At 62.1% G+C, this 17,900-nt stretch carries 17 protein-coding genes and 1 other RNA gene; 4 read left to right on the forward strand and 14 right to left on the reverse strand.

Annotation, left to right across the window (positions count from 1 at the left end; genetic code table 11):
• The first annotated feature begins 183 nt into the window (after window positions 1-183).
• On the forward strand, window positions 184-1,212 hold the full coding sequence (locus ACMDCR_RS20895; RefSeq protein ID WP_413988459.1) for a DUF4424 family protein: 1,029 nt from the start codon (window positions 184-186) through the stop codon (window positions 1,210-1,212).
• 12 nt (window positions 1,213-1,224) lie between these two features.
• On the opposite strand, the gene ACMDCR_RS20900 is transcribed toward ACMDCR_RS20895, so the two are convergent.
• Both ACMDCR_RS20900 and ACMDCR_RS20905 read right to left on the reverse strand, forming a co-directional pair.
• On the reverse strand, window positions 1,225-2,397 hold the full coding sequence (locus tag ACMDCR_RS20900) for a S1 family peptidase (protein ID WP_413988460.1): 1,173 nt from the start codon (window positions 2,395-2,397) through the stop codon (window positions 1,225-1,227).
• Between the two features lie 131 nt (window positions 2,398-2,528).
• On the reverse strand, window positions 2,529-3,563 hold the full coding sequence (locus ACMDCR_RS20905) for a phytanoyl-CoA dioxygenase family protein (protein WP_413988461.1): 1,035 nt from the start codon (window positions 3,561-3,563) through the stop codon (window positions 2,529-2,531).
• Between the two features lie 747 nt (window positions 3,564-4,310).
• Between ACMDCR_RS20905 and ACMDCR_RS20910 the strand changes: the two genes are divergently transcribed.
• The gene (locus ACMDCR_RS20910) at window positions 4,311-4,895 is read left to right on the forward strand and encodes a hypothetical protein (protein ID WP_413988462.1); all 585 of its coding nucleotides are present in this window, start codon (window positions 4,311-4,313) and stop codon (window positions 4,893-4,895) included.
• A 72-nt stretch (window positions 4,896-4,967) separates the two neighbouring features.
• Here ACMDCR_RS20910 and ACMDCR_RS20915 read toward each other — a convergent pair whose 3' ends face one another.
• The 4 genes from ACMDCR_RS20915 to ACMDCR_RS20930 all read right to left on the reverse strand — a co-directional run bounded on the left by ACMDCR_RS20915 (window position 4,968) and on the right by ACMDCR_RS20930 (window position 7,929).
• A complete protein-coding gene (locus ACMDCR_RS20915; RefSeq protein WP_413988463.1) occupies window positions 4,968-5,219 on the reverse strand; it encodes a GlsB/YeaQ/YmgE family stress response membrane protein in 252 nt (83 codons plus the stop codon).
• A 120-nt stretch (window positions 5,220-5,339) separates the two neighbouring features.
• Window positions 5,340-5,754, reverse strand: an RNA gene (gene rnpB, locus ACMDCR_RS20920) — RNase P RNA component class A.
• Between the two features lie 283 nt (window positions 5,755-6,037).
• Window positions 6,038-6,784, reverse strand: a complete 747-nt coding sequence (locus tag ACMDCR_RS20925) for an N-acetylmuramoyl-L-alanine amidase (RefSeq protein ID WP_413988464.1) — start codon at window positions 6,782-6,784, stop codon at window positions 6,038-6,040.
• A gap of 110 nt (window positions 6,785-6,894) precedes the next feature.
• Window positions 6,895-7,929, reverse strand: a complete 1,035-nt coding sequence (locus tag ACMDCR_RS20930) for a CorA family divalent cation transporter (RefSeq protein ID WP_413988465.1) — start codon at window positions 7,927-7,929, stop codon at window positions 6,895-6,897.
• 232 nt (window positions 7,930-8,161) lie between these two features.
• On the opposite strand from ACMDCR_RS20930, the gene ACMDCR_RS20935 reads away from it, so the two are divergent.
• The gene (locus ACMDCR_RS20935; protein ID WP_413988466.1) at window positions 8,162-8,869 is read left to right on the forward strand and encodes a B3/4 domain-containing protein; all 708 of its coding nucleotides are present in this window, start codon (window positions 8,162-8,164) and stop codon (window positions 8,867-8,869) included.
• Between the two features lie 17 nt (window positions 8,870-8,886).
• Here ACMDCR_RS20935 and metF read toward each other — a convergent pair whose 3' ends face one another.
• The 8 genes from metF to ACMDCR_RS20975 form a co-directional block, all read right to left on the reverse strand.
• Entirely contained in the window at window positions 8,887-9,780 is an 894-nt protein-coding gene (metF, locus tag ACMDCR_RS20940) for a methylenetetrahydrofolate reductase [NAD(P)H] (protein WP_413988467.1), read from the reverse strand.
• Window positions 9,780-10,778 (reverse strand): ArsR/SmtB family transcription factor, encoded by a 999-nt coding sequence (locus ACMDCR_RS20945; RefSeq protein WP_413988468.1) that lies wholly within the window; start codon window positions 10,776-10,778, stop codon window positions 9,780-9,782. Before ACMDCR_RS20945 ends, metF begins: the two co-directional genes overlap by 1 nt.
• 140 nt (window positions 10,779-10,918) lie before the next feature.
• Window positions 10,919-11,530 (reverse strand): MOSC domain-containing protein, encoded by a 612-nt coding sequence (locus tag ACMDCR_RS20950; RefSeq protein WP_413988469.1) that lies wholly within the window; start codon window positions 11,528-11,530, stop codon window positions 10,919-10,921.
• Window positions 11,531-11,561: 31 nt separating this feature from the next.
• Window positions 11,562-12,191 carry a LysE family translocator gene (locus ACMDCR_RS20955; RefSeq protein ID WP_413988470.1) on the reverse strand — a complete coding sequence of 210 codons (630 nt, stop codon included), beginning with the start codon at window positions 12,189-12,191 and terminating at the stop codon, window positions 11,562-11,564.
• Window positions 12,192-12,380: 189 nt separating this feature from the next.
• Window positions 12,381-13,463: a 3-deoxy-7-phosphoheptulonate synthase gene (locus tag ACMDCR_RS20960; protein ID WP_413988471.1), complete on the reverse strand. Its 1,083-nt coding sequence runs from the start codon at window positions 13,461-13,463 to the stop codon at window positions 12,381-12,383.
• A 303-nt stretch (window positions 13,464-13,766) separates the two neighbouring features.
• Window positions 13,767-14,423 carry an SGNH/GDSL hydrolase family protein gene (locus ACMDCR_RS20965; RefSeq protein ID WP_413988472.1) on the reverse strand — a complete coding sequence of 219 codons (657 nt, stop codon included), beginning with the start codon at window positions 14,421-14,423 and terminating at the stop codon, window positions 13,767-13,769.
• A gap of 114 nt (window positions 14,424-14,537) precedes the next feature.
• Entirely contained in the window at window positions 14,538-15,308 is a 771-nt protein-coding gene (gene tam / locus ACMDCR_RS20970; protein WP_413988473.1) for a trans-aconitate 2-methyltransferase, read from the reverse strand.
• Window positions 15,309-15,384: 76 nt separating this feature from the next.
• Window positions 15,385-16,110, reverse strand: a complete 726-nt coding sequence (locus ACMDCR_RS20975; RefSeq protein ID WP_413988474.1) for an SDR family oxidoreductase — start codon at window positions 16,108-16,110, stop codon at window positions 15,385-15,387.
• Window positions 16,111-16,427: 317 nt separating this feature from the next.
• Between ACMDCR_RS20975 and ACMDCR_RS20980 the strand changes: the two genes are divergently transcribed.
• Complete coding sequence (locus ACMDCR_RS20980; RefSeq protein ID WP_413988475.1) at window positions 16,428-17,786, forward strand: Hsp70 family protein; 1,359 nt, start codon at window positions 16,428-16,430, stop codon at window positions 17,784-17,786.
• The last annotated feature ends 114 nt before the right edge of the window (window positions 17,787-17,900 follow it).

A 17,900-nucleotide genomic window follows, 5' to 3' on the forward strand; every position in this document is an offset into this window, starting at 1 on the left:
GCCGATGAAAGGTTAATGAACGGTTCGCGGGCCTCATGAAATCCCGCCCGAACTTCCCAAACGTTATGCAAATCGATGGAATGTGAAACCGCAGATTTGCGGCATTGCGCTTACCACTTTCGTTGCCCCGCAAAGCCATGCACAATCGCCAATTCACCGCACTGGTGTGGAGATTCGGTCTCGATGTCGACTTCCGCAAAAGCGCTTCTTCTGAGTGCCGGCCTTGCCCTCGCTCTGCCCTGCGGCGGTGCCCTGGCGGACGATTCCGTGGCCAATCTCGATGCTGGCGGCCTGGTTCTGGGCAAGAACGACCAGATCGAGCTGAGGGCCGAGGATGTCTTCCTCTCGACCAGACAGATCCGCGTCGCCTACCGCTTCTACAACAAGGGCGACAAGGACCTTCCCCTCGCCGTATCCTTTGCGCTGCCTGATATCGCCGGCGAACAGGACCTTGCAGTCGCCATCCCCGGCGCCGGCTCCGCCAATTTCCTCAACTTCCAGACAAAAGTTAATGGGCAGCAGGCGGAAGCGGCGCTGGAGCAGCATGCCTTTTTCACTCCCGACGGCGGCCAGGAAACCGAGATCACGGACCTGCTCAAGGGCTTGAATGTTCCGCTGATGCCGTTCGGCGATGCCACCGCGGCGGCCATTAGGCAGCTCGGCGCAGAGGATCGCGCCAAGCTCACCGGCGCCGGCTATGCCAGCATCGAGGGCGACAGCGTCACTCCGCTTTGGACCCTGCGCTCGACCTTCACCCGCCAGCAGGTTTTCCCGGCTAGGAAGGAAGTGCTGCTTCAGCACAGCTTCACCCCCAGCGTCGGCACAGCATCGGGCGTCTATTTCGACAAGGCCAATCTCACCGGTGAATCGCTGGCACAATACCAGAAGAAGTACTGCACCAATGACGGCTTCCTGCGCGCCGCCGATCTCCTGACCAAGCGTATTGCCGAAGCCAAGGCGAAGGGCGGCGAGATGCCCGGCGATCTCAAGGCCCAGCAGACCTATTTCGGCTATGCCATCGCGAAAGACAGCCTCGGCCCGATCGGTCGCTTCGACCTCACCATCGACAAGGCCTTTCCCGACAACCTCGTTTCCTTCTGCGCCGACGGGGCGCAGAAGATGAGCAGCACGCGCTATGAATTGAAGAAGATGAACTACACGCCGGACAGGAATATCGACGTGTTGATTCTCGACAAGCATGCGGTGAAATAAACCGCACGGCCCTCATGGCCCCGCCTTGCTCACCGTCGCGCCCTTGTCCTCCACCCGCGAGCATGTGGTGAGCCCTACTTCGTCGGCAGCCGTCTGCACGCCTGCCAGCGCCTTGGCGTAGACCTCGCCTGATTTCAAATCGACAGGGTTCTTGAACAAGGTGCGCGGGCCCTTGTCATCCTTGTACCAGCCGGCATCGATGCAGCGCACCGTGGCCGTGCAGCTATTGGTGATGCTGATCTCGACCGAGCGCTTGCCGTCGACGCTCTTTACGCTGGCGGCACGCGCCACGCAGTCGCCGGCGTAATCCGGGCGCGCGGGGACCGGGTTCGGCGCCTTGAGGTCGATCATGGCATCGCGAATCCAGTCATAGGAATCGGCGATCGGCGCCGGTGCGGAACTGCCCTGGCATTTGAGATCGGCGCGCGAGTTCACGCCGATCTGCCGCGGCGTATCGGCACCGTCGCTCAGGATGATCGGGCCGCCAGAATCGCCGCTGCACACCGAATAGGCTGCCTTCTCGGGCGCCGCGAGCAGGATGTTGGAATATTCGAAGACACGCAGGCCGCCGAGGTCCTTGCGCTTGAGGCGGATGTCGAGCTTCTTCTTGCCCTTGGGCGTTATGATATCGCCGTAGCCCAGGCTGTAGCCCGAGATCATCCGCGAGAAATGGCCGTCGGTCTTGTGCGTGGTGGTGTAGTCGAGCGCGACGGGCTTGTAGCCGTCGGGAATATCGCGCGACAATTTGATCACGGCAAGGTCGGCCTCGTGCTGGTCCTGCCACCACAGCGTGGTCTTTTCAGCCGGGCCGGCATCGTCGAAATAGCGCGGATTGGTCCTGATATCCGCAGCCGGGATGCCCCTGCCCCCGCGTAGGAAACGCCGCATGTCGGTGCCGAAATAAACGGTCGTCGCACCCGCCCTCGGCGCGACGCAATGCGCCGCCGTCAGGATGAAGCGCCGGTCGATAACGCTGCCGGCGCAATAATAGAAGACCGAGCCCTGCCGCGTGGCGATGAAGGCGACATATTTGCCATAGGCATCAGCGTCGTCGACATAATGGAAGCTCGGATCGGGAGGTGGTGGGGAGGGCTTGGCGCCCCAGGACGTGGATGGCAACAATGCCGATGACATGGCAGCGCTCGCCACGGCCAGGACCAGGGTGAGCATCCGCTTCATACGCATCGTCGTTTCCGGCCGAATCCAGATCTCGTCTCGTCAAGGCTTACAGCAACGCGCTGCCGGAGACCATGACGCCAGGTTGTGGGAATATGAGGCGCGTTCGTGCAAGGCAAGCATCGCACACGGCGTTGGCGTCATCGGACAATCCTGACGATGGCCGATGTCGTCAACGTGCAGACCGGTTTCAGAAGAAGGTAGGGCAACACACGCCAGTCGAAAGAGACTTCCCTGTTGTCACGCCGCGTCTCCGCCTCGCGTTTCCACCTGTCGTAGAGCCGGTAGCGCAAGGCCCAGAAATAACGGTTCAGGGAGAGTGCTGCCTTCAGGAGGCGTTCGTCCGAAGGCTTGCGCCGGATCGATTTAATCTCCTGCCAGATAACCTCATCCGCCACGCAGCGATTAGAGTCGTTGGCTCCGAGTTGACGCCTGCCGATGCCGCCAACACCCGTATTGGCCATGATGCGGACCGTGTCGCGGCAGTTGGCCGAGGCCGCATGCATCAGGAGAGGATGCATCACCACGACGTCGCCGGCCTCGCCGGTCAACTGCACCACGCTGTCCTGCCCTTCCTTGCGAGAAATATAACCTTCGCAGAACGCCACCATGTCCTGGCGCCTGATGGGCTCGTCCATCGAGCCCAGCAAGCGGGCGACGACCCGGTGCGAGCCGGCGGCAACAAGCGTGCAGGCACCGTCCTGCCTGGAATCGGTCACCAGGAATGCGGGCACGAAGGCACAGTTCCTGTCATGGATGTCATGGGCCTCTGCGGCGCGGTGGCCGAGATCGACATGCCAGCGACCGACAAGGGGCGAGGGCTTTTGCGAAGACTTCACAAAACCCGGAAATGTGATGAAGAAGTCGCCATGGCTGCGGAAATGCGTCGAATCCCAGCCATCTCTTCCGAAAAGTTTATTCAGTCCAGCGGTAAGCTTTGATGTAATCATCTTGTCGAAAACGACGCTGGCACGTCTATTCAAGACAAACCTGGCTTTGTAGGGTACTTTCGGGTCGACTTGATATTCGCTTTTCAGCATTTCGAGAATCAAATTCTCACATGACTTTGCAGTATCTTTTGTAAAGGCAGCCTTGATAATCATATAGCCGTCGCGCCGGAACTGCTCCAGCTGACGTTCAGAGATTACGTCCGATTGAGTAATAGCACTCACCATATGCAGTAACTCCACAACCTATCTACCTCTTTTGATACTAGCAGAAAAATGCAGCATGGTTGTGGACCTTCAATAACCACGCCGCATAAATTTTGGGCTTGCGATACCCGGCGCCCAAACCCGCGCCAGAGGCCGGATGCTCACTTTTCTCGGAGGGAAAACGTCAGCCCGGACGCGAAGGTGAAGCCGCCCCTAAGGTCCCGAACCCACCAAACCAAGCCGAACACAATTTTGTGATAGAGGCAGAGTCGAAACTCACAAATATAAAATATTTATACCATGAGGAGCGAATCTTTTGGCTTATTTTCAGTAATTTAGGTCCAGGATTTGATCGACATATCTAAATTATTGCATCTTAAACGCTCCCCATACGAATAGTATACATATGATTGAGTCAACTAACGCCATGGTTGAGGATTATAAGCTTCCTGCCTCTCGTAAAATCGGATATCTGCTTGTTCATTGATACCGCATTGCCGGGTTCGAAAGAGCCAAAGAACGCATATTGAAAAGGATTATCGGGTGAAGAGAATCTCTGTTCTCATTGCCTGCGTCTGTGGCAACAGATATGTAGACATAGATGCAGTTCGTTCATTTTTAAGCATAACTCTCGAGCTGAAAAAGAATAAGATCGAAGTCGACTTTCTCGGCCAATCGGGAATTCCTCATCTGGAGCATGCCAGGAACGCAGTCGTCAGCTACTTTCTAAGTGGAAATTGCACACATCTTCTTTGTCTCGACTCGGACATGGAGGTTCATCCGAAAACAGTGCTGCGCATGCTGCAGTTCAGCGAGATGCACAACCAGCCCTTCACGGCGGCGCCCTATGTCTCGAAGGGCTATGACAACGAGAAGGCGGCGAGGGTCTTCGCCCGCGATCTCGAGGACTTCCACGCTTCCACCGTCCGCTGGAATGTGGTGTTCGAGGATCCGTCCGTGCTCAGCGGCCAGTCACACCTGGGCGAGATACGCAACGGCTTCGCGCGGGCGCTGCGAGTCGGTGCCGGCGCCATGCTGTGCCGACGCGACATGCTCGAGAAGATGGTCAACCGCTTCAAGAGCGACGGATACCAGTATCACAACGTGCCCTATCGTCTCTATCCGCTGTTCAACATCCCGGTGGTGGACGGGCAGGCGATCGGCGAGGACTATGCTTTCTGCGACCGCTGGCGCGAGTGTGGCGGCGAATTGTGGGTGGATACCACAGCCACCATTAACCATCACGGCTACCATTCCTACCACGGCAATCTGCAGGAAAGCCTGGAACTTCGGCGCCGCGCCAAGACGAAAATCCCTGAACCGGGCACGATGCAACAAGCCGTGACCGGCTGAGCCTGCCCGCAATGGCCGGATCGAGGCGGGCCATTGCTGCTTCGGACAGCCCCCTCACGCGGCAACCCGTCTTCAGGCGCTGCGGGCGAAGACACGCCAGATCATCAGCACCAGGATCGAGCCGATGATGGCGCCGATGAAGCCGGCCCTGTCGCCCGGGCTGTACCAGCCGATCTGCTGACCGAGCCAGGTCGCCAGGGCGGCGCCCACGATACCCAGCACGGTAGTGAGGATGAAGCCACTCGGATTATGCGGTCCTGGCGACAGAAAGCGGGCGATCAGGCCGACGATGAAGCCGATGATGATGGTCCAGATAATGCTCATTGCCGAATTCCAAGACGATTTGCTGCGCAATCTGGCGGGATTTGACGACAAAAACAAGAATGGGGGAGGCCCGGCACCAAATACCGGCCCGGGGATCGAGCCCGCTGATTTCACAAGAAGAATGCTAGCTGGCCTGTAAGCCGGGTTCTGTATGGCCCGCTTTCGCGAACGTGGCGGCCATTCTTCTGGGGCTGCCCTCACAGGCAACCTCGATGCAACCAACCCGGACGGCAGCGCGGAAATGCGCTTCGGCGCGCCCGAAGGCCGCCGCGGCCGTCCCTATTCGGTCTTGCTCCGGGTGGGGCTTGCCGTGCCGCCTCTGTTACCAGAGGCGCGGTGCGCTCTTACCGCACCCTTTCACCCTTACCCCGGCAAGTTCAAAAATGAATCCCTGCCGGGGCGGTTTGCTTTCTGTGGCGCTTTCCCTGAGGTCGCCCCCGCCGGCCGTTAGCCGGCACCCTATTTCCGTGGAGCCCGGACTTTCCTCCATCCCAGAAGCACGAGGCCCTGGAACAGCGGCCGCCCGGCCAGCTAGCCGCGCCTGTCTGACGCGATGTCATCAGGACGTCAACAAAGAAAAAGCCGGCGCAGAGCACCGGCTGAGTGTGTCTTGGGGGGAATGAACCATTCGCGAGTTTGTGTGTAGGAGGTGGCGTCGAGTCGCGATGTGCGAAAACGCACAGGATGAGTTAGGAGGCCGCCAGTTGAAGGGCGATGCTTCCATGCCGGTCTGAAGACCGGCACACCGAGGAAGGGCGCGCTTGGTGCGCCGATCTTCAGATCGGCATCGAAGCACAGCGCCGCGAAGAAAGGGTTTGCTACCCCCGCCTCGCGATGAGATCGCGCAGCGTCTCGATGGTTGAGGCGTCGCAAATGCCATCCACGCGCTCCTGCCGGAAATGGCGCTGGAAAGCGGTAACCACAGCCTCGGTCAGTTCGTCGTAGACGCCTGTGATCGGCAGGCCATAGCCATAGAGCGCGAACATCGCCTGCAGGGCCTCGATCGGCTGTCCGGTCTCGCCGGGCGAAAAGAAGCGCCCTCCCCGGATCGGAACGGGCGGCACATGAAGGCCGACGCCCTCAGCGGCGAGACCCGCCCAATCGAAGCGTTCGCCCGGATCGGTCTTGCGCAAGGGGGCGATGTCGGAATGGCCGAGGACATGCTGGGGCAGGATGGCGCGCCGGCTGACGATGTCGCGGCAGAGCGCCCCAACGGCGGCCATCTGCACGACCGGAAAATCGCGATAGCCCCATTCATGTCCCGGATTGACGATCTCGATGCCGATGGAACGGGAATTGATGTCGGAAATCCCCTCCCAGTTCGACAGTCCAGCATGCCAGGCGCGCCGCGCCTCGGGCACCATCTTGATGATCTCGCCGTCCTCTCCGATGAAATAATGACAGGAGACCTGCGATGCTTCGTCCGACAAGCGCTCCAATGCGCCCTGCCCATCCGGCATGCCGGTGTAATGCAGGATCAGCATCGACGGGCTTGCCGTACCGATGCGCTTGCCATGGTTGGGCGAAGCGACGCAACGGCGGACAAGGGAGCTGTCGGGATGCAAGAAGCTATTCTCCGCAGGACGGAAAGCGATGTGGCCGACCGAGATTCGCGGCACACCCTACGGCTCTACGCCATCCACTGGAGGCGATAAAGACCAGATGCCGCGCACTTTCAGAGCCAATTGACCCTCTTGAGCACCCACAGGGTCAGCACTGAAATGGACAGCGTCACAACGACGATGACGACGAAGGCCCAGGTGTCGTTCACACCCGGAATGCCCCCGACATTCATGCCGAACAGGCCTGCGATCACGCTGGGCGGCAGTAGCAGGGCAGCCAGGGCCGCGAGCCGGTTCGAATTGCGGGCGATGCGTTCGCTGATCACGGTGCCGAGGTCGTCATGCAGGATGGTGGTGCGGTCGCGGATGGCGTCGAGATATTCGATGAAGCGCATCAGCTTGTCGGTGACCTCGCGCAGCCGCAGCTTGTCGCGCTCGGAGAGCCAGGGGGCGTCGTCATGCTCCATGCGGTTGAGGGCATCGCGCTGCGGGGCGAGATAGCGGCGCAACTGCACCGAGCGGCGGCGCAGCAGTTTCAGCCGCTCGCGCACCTCGCTGGCCTCGCCGTTGAAGATCAGATCGTCAAGTTCGTCGACCTCCTCGTCCATGCCGTCGAGCACCGGCTCGAGGTCGCGCACCAGCTTGTCGCCGATCATGGCCAGGAGGTCGCCGGTATGGTTCGGTCCCTTGCCCTTGTGCAGTGCTTTGCGAATGTCGCGCAGCGCCGTCATGTAGTGACCCTTGTCGCGCAGCGAGATCACGCGATCGCCGTCCACCCACAAATGCAGCGGCACGAGATCGATGTCGGAGGGCCTGTCCGTTTCCTCCACTTCCTCAGGCGAGGTGGCGCAGACCCCGCGAAGGATGATGAGCAGGCCGTCATCCACGGGCTCAACCCGGGGCCGCGACTCCTCCTCGAGCAGCGCCTCGGCGATCACGGGATCGAAGCCCGCCTTGTTGTTGATCCACTCGGCGGCAACAGGATCGTCGCGCTCCAAATGGAGCCAGATCATGCCCTGCTCGGGCCGCCAGGCGCAGGCCTCAGCCCAGCCGATCTGCCGACAGCCGCCGCGGCCGTCGAGCAACAAGGCAAACCGCAGCCCCGGTTCGATGCCGTAACTTGTGGCAGGTGAAGTCAGCTCTCCCATGGCGCCCCTGGGATAATTGACCGCCCCTCAGGAACTCTGGGAGCGGTGACAAGACAAACAACACAAAAGCTTGTCGCCACGTGCCAATCGACTTTAGCAGGTCGGTCGGCGCTTACAAGGCAAGGACCGTTCACCTCACCGGGAGTCTTCCGTCGAACGTTCGATGCCGCTAGGTTGCCTTCCCTTCTTGCCCCTTTTTTGGCTTCCCTGTCAGTTGACCGAACGATCGATCATGGACCTCACAATTGCTGAGCTCACGGAGCACTTTCCCGACTTTCGCGTTGCAGTCATCGTCGCAGAGGAGTTGACGATCACGCCTGCCCGTTCGCAAACGCTGGCGAACTGGATTGTCTCGCGGGAGAGCGCCTGCCGAGAGCGCTACGCCGGCATGGAGCTCTCGGCGATTCCCGGCGTCGCGGCCTGGCGTAGCGCCTACAAAGGCTTCGGCATCAAGAAGACCAGCTACCGCTCCTCGGTCGAGCGGCTGATCAAGCGTGTGCTGGCCGGCGACAGCCTGCCCGCCATCAATAGTTTCGTCGACATCTACAACGCCGTGTCGCTGGAGCACGGCTTCTGCATCGGCGCCGACGACCTCGACAAGATCGCCCCGCCCGTGGCCTTCCGCTTCTCGCGACCCGATGACAGTTTCCTCGACATGGGCGCGGAGGCCGGCGAGGATCCGAACGACCCGCCGAAGGACGGCGAAGTGGTACTGGCAGACAGCCGCCATGTCCTGTGCCGGCGCTGGAACTGGCGCCAGGACATGCGCTCGGCCATCACGACGGGGACAAAGCGGGCGCTGATCACGGTGCAGGCCAACGGTTGGGGTGATCTGGAGGCAGCCACGAATGAATTGGCCGGCCGACTTTCGGCCGAGTGTGGGTCAGAAGCGAGGATCGCCTACGCTGGCAGGCACCAGCCGACGGTAGTGATTCGGTGACAGGAAGACCGGCACCGTCACGCCGCGGCCTTCTCCACCTTCGGCCTCAGGCCGAGGAGATGGCAGATCGCATAGACTAGGTCCGCCTTGTTCATGGTGTAGAAATGGAAGTCGCTGACGCCGCGGTCGACCAGGTCGAAAACCTGTTCGGCGGCCACTGCCGCAGCCACGAGTTTACGGGTCGCGACATCGTCGTCGAGCCCTTCGAAGCGTTCTGCCAGGCGCCGGGGCACGCTGGTGCCGGCGCGCTCGGCAAAGCTCCTCACCTGGTTGAAGTTCTGCACCGGCACGATGCCGGGCACGATCGGAATGTCGATGCCTGCCTCGCGGACGCGGTCGACATAGCGCAGATAATGCTCGTTATCGAAGAAGAACTGAGTGATGGCGCGATTGGCGCCGGCATCGACCTTCGCCTTGAGAATGTCGATATCGAAGGCAATCGAGGGGCTTTCCGGATGCTTTTCGGGATAGGCCGAGACGGAAACCTCGAAATCGCCGAGCGACTTGATGCCGGCGACGAGGTCGGCCGAGCTGGCATAGCCGCCCGGATAGGGCTCGTAACGCGCGCCGACACCCGCCGGTGGATCGCCGCGCAGGGCCACGATGTGTCGCACGCCAGCCTCGATGTAGGAGCGGATCACGTCGTCGACAGCCTCACGCGTTGCGCCCACGCAGGTGAGATGCGCCGCCGGACGGATATCGGTCTCGCGCACCATGCGGGAGACAGTGTCATGCGTGCGCTCGCGCGTGGTGCCGCCCGCGCCATAGGTGACGGAGGCAAACAGCGGGTCGAGCGGGGCAAGCCGCTCCACCGCTTCCCACAACGTGGCTTCCATCTCGTTATTCTTGGGCGGAAAGAATTCGAAGGAAACGTGGATACCGCCGCGTGAGGGCAATGCATGGCCGGCCATCACGCCACCTCCTGACCAAGAGAAATTCTGTCGGAGACCCGACGCGGATCACGCCCGGTCCAGATCGAAACCGTGAGGCTGGCAGGCCCCTCGCCCGCCTCCACCTCGCGCCAATCCTCCGGCTGCAGATGCGCTGCCTCGAACCAGTGTTCGATGGTCTCGCGGGCAAAGCCGAGCCGGCGATGGGCGAAGTCCTCGCGCATGAATTCGAGCTCATGCGGCGAGAAGTCGACGATCACCAGCCGCCCGCCCGGCCGTAGTGCACGGGCGATCTCGCGCAGCGCCCGGGCACCATCGTCGAGATAATGCAGCACCTGGTGGACGATGATGAGATCATAGGCCCCCGGCTCCACGGAGAGAGCGAAGAGATCGCCCTGGCGCACCACCGCGTTGCGGATGCCGTTGCGCTCGAGATTGGCGCGGGCGATCACCAGCATTTCGGCGCTCGCATCAATGCCGACGGCGCGCGTGGCCAGCGGGGCGAAGAGTTCGAGCATGCGGCCGGTGCCGGTGCCGATGTCGAGAAAGGCGTTGACGCGCTGCGTGCCCACCACCCGCTTGAGCGCCGCTTCGACCGCCTCGTCCGAGGCGTGCAAGGCGCGGATGCGATCCCAGTCGCCTGCGTGGGCGCGGAAATAATCGGCGGCGACGGCGGCGCGAGTGCTGCGCACCTCGACAAGGCGCGAACGGTCGCGGGCGAGGATGCGGTCGCTGCGGTCGAGTCCCGCCAGGATCTGGGCGAAGAGCTCTGATTTCAACGTGCCCTCTGCGAGACGGAAGAAGGCCCAGGCCCCCTCGCGGATACGCTCGACCAGGCCGGCTTCCACCAGAAGCTTGAGATGTCGCGAGATGCGCGGCTGCGACTGGCCGAGGATTTCGGTGAGGTCGGTGACGTTAAGCTCCCCCTCCGCCAGGATGGCGAGCAGCCGCAGGCGTGTCGGTTCACCCGCCGCCTTGAGCGCACCCAATACTGTTTCGAAGGGAGCTGGAGTCACCATCCGCTTGCTTTCGCCTCTCACATAAAGATATGTTTATGTGATTTCCGAAAATGCGCAAGATTTTTGTTTCAGAACCGACGATGGTATGTGCGATGGCGACTTTTGGCGGAAATACCGGGTCCGCAGGCCCTCCAGGGGAATCACCCCCGCCAGACCCATTGCTCCGGCACGCGAACGCTGAATTCCTCGCCCGACGCGATGATCCCGGGCCTGTCCACATAGGCGACCACCCCGCGCAGGCGCTTGGCAGCGGCGGCGAAGCGCAGCGCCAGCCCGTCGGATCCCGATAGGTTGCGCTCGACCTCAGCCCCCGCGATTCGGCAGGGCGCGTTCTGGTCCGTCACCGCCAGCACAGCGCCGGAGGGGAAGAACAGCCTTGTGCCACGCGGAATGAAGGAGAAATCTGGCAGCCCCTCCACCGCGAGATTGGCACCCAGCCACTCGGGCTCTACCCTTTCGATGCCGAGATTGGCGGCAATGATGGCGAGTTCCTCCATCGAGACGATCGAGACCTGGCGCTCATTCTGGATGGCCTCGCCGCGCTTGAACCAGGGGACGCGCACATCGGCGGGACGCAGGAAGCCGGCATGACGGTCGCCCGGGATGCCCTCATGGGTGAGTTCGAGGACGGACAAGCGCTCGGCGCCAATGGCCTCGCCTTCGGCAAGGCCGAGCGCGGCCACCCGGCCCTTGCGCTTGATAGCGGGCACGATGACGATGCCGGGAATGGTGTACTGGGCCTGCTCGGACATAAATCTCCCTTCGCGATGATCCCTGTCTCGGTCACGCGGCCTTCTTCCAGCCCATGGCAAGCAAACCCGCGCCGATCATCAGGCTTCCGCCCGTGCGATTTACCAGGCTCTGGATGCGCGGCTTGCGGATGGTGGAGCGCGCCATCGCCGCCATCAGCGCATAAGTGCTGGCGTTGAGCGTCGCGAGGATAAGGAAAGTCACCTCAAAGATCACCATCTGCAGGGCGATCGGACGCGCAGTATCAAGAAATTGCGGCAGGAAGGCCACGAAGAAGATGATGCTTTTGGGGTTGAGCGCCGTCACCACATAGGCATGCAGGAAGATGCGGACCGGCTGGCCCGGTGGCTCGGTCGCTTCGCCGTCCAGCGGCGCCGATACCGGCGAGCGCCAGAGCCTGATGCCGAGATAGATGAGGTAGGCCGCGCCGATCCATTTCAACACGGTGAACACTGCGGCCGATGTCGCAAGCAAGGCGCCGAGGCCGAGCATCGAGGCGGTCATGGCGGTGAAATCGCCGAGAGCCACGCCCGCCACCGTCGCCCCCGCCGAGCGGCGGCCATGGCCGAGAGCGTAAGAGATCACCAGCAGGATCGTCGGCCCGGGAATGGCGAGGAGGACGGCCGAGGCAGCGGCGAAGGCAAGCCAGTGATCGAGGGACATGGGAGGGCTCCGGTCTGGAGAGCCAGCAATCCATGGGTTGCCGGGAATTGCAAGACCGGGACCGCCGGCCTTCCAGCCGGCTCTTGGAAACGCAATCTGAAAAGAAAACGCGGAGCGCCTATCACCGGCACTCCGCCTTTCCTACGAAAGTCGAGGTTCAAGAGCGGACGGGACGTCCGCGCTCCCAGGTTACGCGCCCACCTTCACCGCCGCGCGATTGGCGATTCGGCGCTGCTCGACCGAGAGCGCCAGGCGCTCGAGCACCACCACCGTCGTATCCCAGTCGATGCAGCCATCGGTGATGCTCTGGCCATAGATGAGCGGCTTGCCCGGCACCTGGTCCTGGCGGCCGGCCACGAGGTTGCTCTCCACCATCACGCCGATGATGCGGTTGTCGCCCGCAGCCACCTGCCCGGCAATGTCCTCGACCACCAGTGGCTGGTTCTCGGGCTTCTTCGAAGAGTTGGCATGGCTGGCATCGATCATCACCAGCGGCGGGAGGCCGGATTTGGCAATATCGGCACAAGCCGCCTCGACGCTGGCGGCACCGTAGTTCGGCGTCCGACCGCCCCGCAGGATGATGTGGCAGTCCTCATTGCCGGTGGTCGAGGCGATGGCGGACTGGCCGTCCTTGGTCACCGCCATGAAATGATGCGGTTGCGAGGCGGACTTAACGGCATCCACGGCGATGCGCACGTTGCCGTCGGTGCCGTTCTTGAAGCCGACCGGACAGCTCAGGCCCGAAGCAAGTTCGCGATGGATCTGGCTCTCCGTTGTGCGCGCGCCGATGGCACCCCAGGCGACGAGATCGGCGATATATTGCGGCGTGGTCATGTCCAGGAATTCGCAGGCCGCCGGCAGGCCGAGATTGTTGACGTCCAGCAGCACCTTGCGAGCGATCCGCAGGCCCTTGTCGATCTGGAACGAACCGTCGAGGTCGGGATCGTTGATCAGGCCCTTCCAGCCCACCGTGGTGCGGGGCTTCTCGAAATAGACCCGCATGATGATTTCCAGCGAGGAACCCAGGCGCTGGCGCAGCTTCACCAGACGGTTGGCGTAGTCGAGGGCGGCCACCGGATCATGGATCGAGCAAGGACCGATCACCACCGCGAGACGGTCGTCGCTGCCGCGCAGGATATTGTGGAAGACGGCGCGCGATTCGGTGACGGTGCGCGTGGCTTCCAGCGTGCGCGGATGCTCGCCCATCACGACAGAAGGCGTGGTCAATGCCTTGATTTCACGAATACGAAGATCGTCGGTGGTGCTTAACATGGGGTCAGTTCCTTGGCCTGGATTCCAAAAGATGTTCTTGGAGAGAGTTGGGTCCCAGCCGGCGGCACAAAAAAACCGCCAGATGGGCTGGCGGTTGTTCGGGTCTGATTTGCTGCAATCTTCAGATCGAGCGCACCCCTACCTCCGCCAGCGGCCTGCGAAAGCCAAAATACCAGTAAAAGGTGGGCGCGGATGCAAAGGTCATGGCGTGCATATAGTCGCGCAAACGAACTTTGTCACCTGTCTTTTGCAGGGAACTCCTATCCCTTTCGAATTACGCTACGGGAGGCGCGCGCCAGGACGTCAGACTGAAATCGTCTTCTCCCCTGCCATCTCCTGCACCCTGGCCGCGGTGGCCTCGCCGAGAATGCGATGGGCTTCCTCATCATAATGGATGCCGTCTACCGGGCTGACCGCGACGAGTTTGCCGGCGTCCAGGAAGTCGGCGCCGTGCTTATGAGCGATGGCTTCGTAGAGCGGCGGCAGGGCCATGGATTTTTCAACGCCGCCGGCAAACATGGCGCCTAGGAAACCGACCAACCGGATCGGCGGCGGCCCGACGATCAGGAGCTTTGCCGGCGGTGCGCCGAGATTGGGCGTAGCCTTGACGATGCTGGCGAGGATATCGATGCCGGCGGCGACATCCTCGGGCGGAGCGCCGAAGCGTGCCTTCAGGTCATTGGTCCCGAGGCCGAGCACGATGACGTCGAGTGGCCGGTGGCTCTCGAGGCAGGCGGCGAGATATCGCCGGCCGTTCTTGAAGGTGCCTTCGATGAGGTCATCGCGGATGGTGGTGCGGCCAGGCAGCCCCTCCTCGATGACATGCCAGGAATGGCCGAGGATCTTGCGCATCACACCGGGCCAGCGCGTCTTGGCGTCGAAGCGGCGCTCGTCGCCAGGCCCGCTCATCGGGGGCGTGCCAAAGGTGTTGGAATCCCCGAAGCAGAGAACGTTCTTCACAATATTCCTCCAAGTAATTGATATTCCTGGGATCGCAGACATCCCTGCCTGCTCTTGGAAACGATGCGCCTACAGAAAGGAAGAGCAGGCAGGGATGCCTGCGATCCCAGGAAATTACCTCTTCACCACGATGAAGATGCGAGGGAAGGCCAGCACCACCCTGCCGTCGCTGCGCGGCGGATAGGCGTGGGCGATGCGGGCGGTATAGTCCTCGAGATAATGCGGCTGCTCCTCGGGATCGAGCAGGTCAAGATAGGCCCGCAGGCCCGTCGCCCGTACCCAGGAGACGATTGCCGCCGCATCGTCGAGCACATGGAAATAGGTGGTGCGCCAGATATCGATGGACGAGGCCTGGCCGGCGAACAGGTTGTAGTAATCCTCGGCCGGCAGGATGCGCTCGCGAATGCGCCCACCTTCCGCGATCTTGGCCGCCCACGGGCCGAGGATGGCGGTCTCGCGCATCAGGCGGTGTGAGGGCTCTTCCAGATTATCGGGCATCTGCACGGCAAGGACGCCGCCCGGCGCGGCCTGTGCGAGCAGGCGCGTCAGCAGCGCGGCATGGCCCGGCACCCATTGCATCACCGCATTGGCGAAGATCAGGTCGGGTGCCTTGTCGGCATGCCAATGCGCGGCATCGCCCTTCTCAAAACGGGCAGACGGCAGACGCTTGCGGGCATCCTCGATCATGTTGTCCGACGTATCAATGCCGAGCACGTCGGCACCGGGCCAGCGTTCCGTCAGCAATTGCGTGGAATTGCCAGGGCCGCAGCCGAGGTCCACCGCATGGGCAACGTCGTCAAGGGGGACGCGGCCGAGAAGGTCGTGGGCGGGGCGGGTACGCTCGTCCTCGAAACGCAGGTAAAGGGAGGGATTCCAATCAGCCATCAACAATACTCGAATGATGTGCCGGCCGGGGTGCTGGCGCGCGGGCACCATGACGCGCGCAAGCCGGCGATGCCAATCAATTAATCAAGAAACCGCCATCGACGGGCATGGTCACGCCATTCACCATCGAGGCCTTGTCGCTGAGCAGGAAGGCGATGGTCTCGGCGCATTCGACCGGCTCGAAGAAGCGCCCGAGCGGAATGCGCTTCAACATCGGATCGGCCTTGGCAGGATCGCTCCAGGCCTTCACCGCCATCGGCGTCAGCACGATGGTGGGGCAGACAGCGTTGACGCGAATACCCTGTCGCCCGAGTTCGTTGGCCATCACGGTGGTGAGACTGTCGAGCGCGCCCTTGCTGGCGCAGTAGGCCGCATGATCGGCAAAGCCGAGAGAAGAGGAAATGCTGGATACATTGACGATGGCGCCCTTCTTGCCGCGAGCGATCATGCTTTTCGCCGTCTCCTGCCCGAAGATCATGGCGGCGATCACATTGACCGCCATCAGTTCCTGGATGGCGGCGACGCTGGTCTCCAGAAAAGGTTCGAGGCTCGTCGTGCCGGCATTGTTGACGAGGCGGTCGATCGGCTGGATGGCCTTGGCAACCACCCTCACCGCCTCGGGATCGGCAAGGTCGACAGAATGCGTCTCGGCATCGATCTCGGCAGCCAGGCTGGCGAGATCTTCCTTGCTGCGGCCGATGGCAACGACCTTGGCACCCCTCTCCGCCAGCAGTTGCGCGGTAGCCCGGCCGATCCCCTTGGTCGCTCCCGTGACGACAATGCGTTCGCCGGCGAACTCCATTCCGTCCTCCCTTGCCTGTTTCGTTCATCGTAGCGAGCGCATGGATGCTGACAAGTCTGACAAATGAGTGAGGGCTGTGAAGTGAAACTTTTGGGGGCGGGTCTTCAGACCCGGCTCTTGCTTTGCCTGCGAATGCGACGCTTCCAAAAGCCGGGTCTGAAGACCCGTCTCCCAATTTTGCGCGTTTCGTCCTTCCCGGGCCAGCCTGCTGACGGCAACTTCAGCTTCCCTTGAAGCCCCCCAGCAACCAAAAACCCCTAGCTTTCTCCTCCCAACTCGGCTATTGCCCCCGGCCCTTCCCAATCTCAGGTTCAGCCATGCCGGACACCTCGCACACGCGCGGGCAGAACGCGCCGCTTTCCATCGGCATTGATTTCGGCACCAGCAACACGGTGGTCGCCTTCGCGTATGCGGATGGCCGCGCCGAGGTCCTGACCTTCGACCATGACGGCCAGACGCTGCAGGGCTTCGTCACCGCCCTGTGCTTCTGGGACGAACGCAGGGGCGGCTCGCTCACAACGCGGGTCGAAGGCGGCCCGTGGGCCATCGACCAGTTCCTCGATGGCAGCTCGGCGCTGCGCTTCATTCAGTCCTTCAAGACCTTCGCTGCCAGCGCTACCTTCCAGGAGACGCGCATCCTGCGCGAGCCGTATCGCTTCGAGGATCTGCTCGCCAAATTCCTGCGTACCTTGGTCAAGCATGCCGACGGCCGGCTCGACCTGACGGCCTCCAACATCGTCATCGGCCGGCCCGTGACCTTTGCCGGCCGGCGGCCGGATGATGCACTGGCGATGCAGCGCTACCGCACGGCGTTCGAGCGCCTTGGTGTGAAGAACCCCGCCTATGTCTACGAGCCCGTGGGCGCCGCCTTCTTCTACGCCCGCCATCTCGAACGCGACTCGACCGTGCTGGTCGCCGATTTCGGCGGCGGCACCAGCGATTTCTCGGTGATGCGCTTCGAACAGGTGGCCGGCCAGTTCCGCGCCGAGCCGCTCGGCCATGCCGGCATCGGCATCGCGGGGGACGCCTTCGATTATTGCATTGTGGATCGCATCGTCGCCCCGCGCCTGGGCAAGGGCGGACACTTCCGCTCCTTCGACAAGGAACTGTCAATCCCCAACCACTATTATGCCAACCTCGCGCGCTGGCACCAACTTGCCATGATGAAAACCAATGGCGATCTCAACGGTTTGCAGGACCTCCTGAAATCTGCAGTGGAGCCAGACAAGCTCAAGAAATTCATCGAGATCATCGAGTTCGACATGGGATTCTCGCTCTATAGCGCGGTGTCGCGAACCAAGATCGCCCTTTCCAGCGAGGAGGAAGCCCGCTTCTCCTTCAAGGGTGGCGACATCGCCATCGAGGGCAAGCTCAAGCGCGAAAGCTTCGAGCGCTGGATCGCCCCTGGTGTGGCGAAGATCGCAGGGACGCTCGATGAAGCGCTGCAACGGGCCCGAGTGGAAGGTGGGGACATCGACCGCGTCTTCCTCACCGGCGGCACCTCCTTCGTGCCGGCGATCCGCAGGCTCTTCATCGAGCGTTTCGGCGAGGAGCGGCTGGTTTCCACCGACCAGTTCGAGTCGATCGCCTATGGCCTGGCGCTGATCGGCCAGGATACACAGAGGGAACGTTGGGCTGTGGCCGGTAGCGCGGACGTCCCCGTCCATGGGCGCTGACTTTGCGTGGGAGCGCACTGGCTTGGAGTGACGATCTCTGATCGCCAATGTTGGAAACGGTGTGCTTGCGGTGAAGAAGATGGCGATCGGAGATCGCCACTCCGCGTTCCCTGC

This window comes from Labrys okinawensis (assembly GCF_047345005.1).
GTDB lineage: Bacteria > Pseudomonadota > Alphaproteobacteria > Rhizobiales > Labraceae > Labrys > Labrys okinawensis.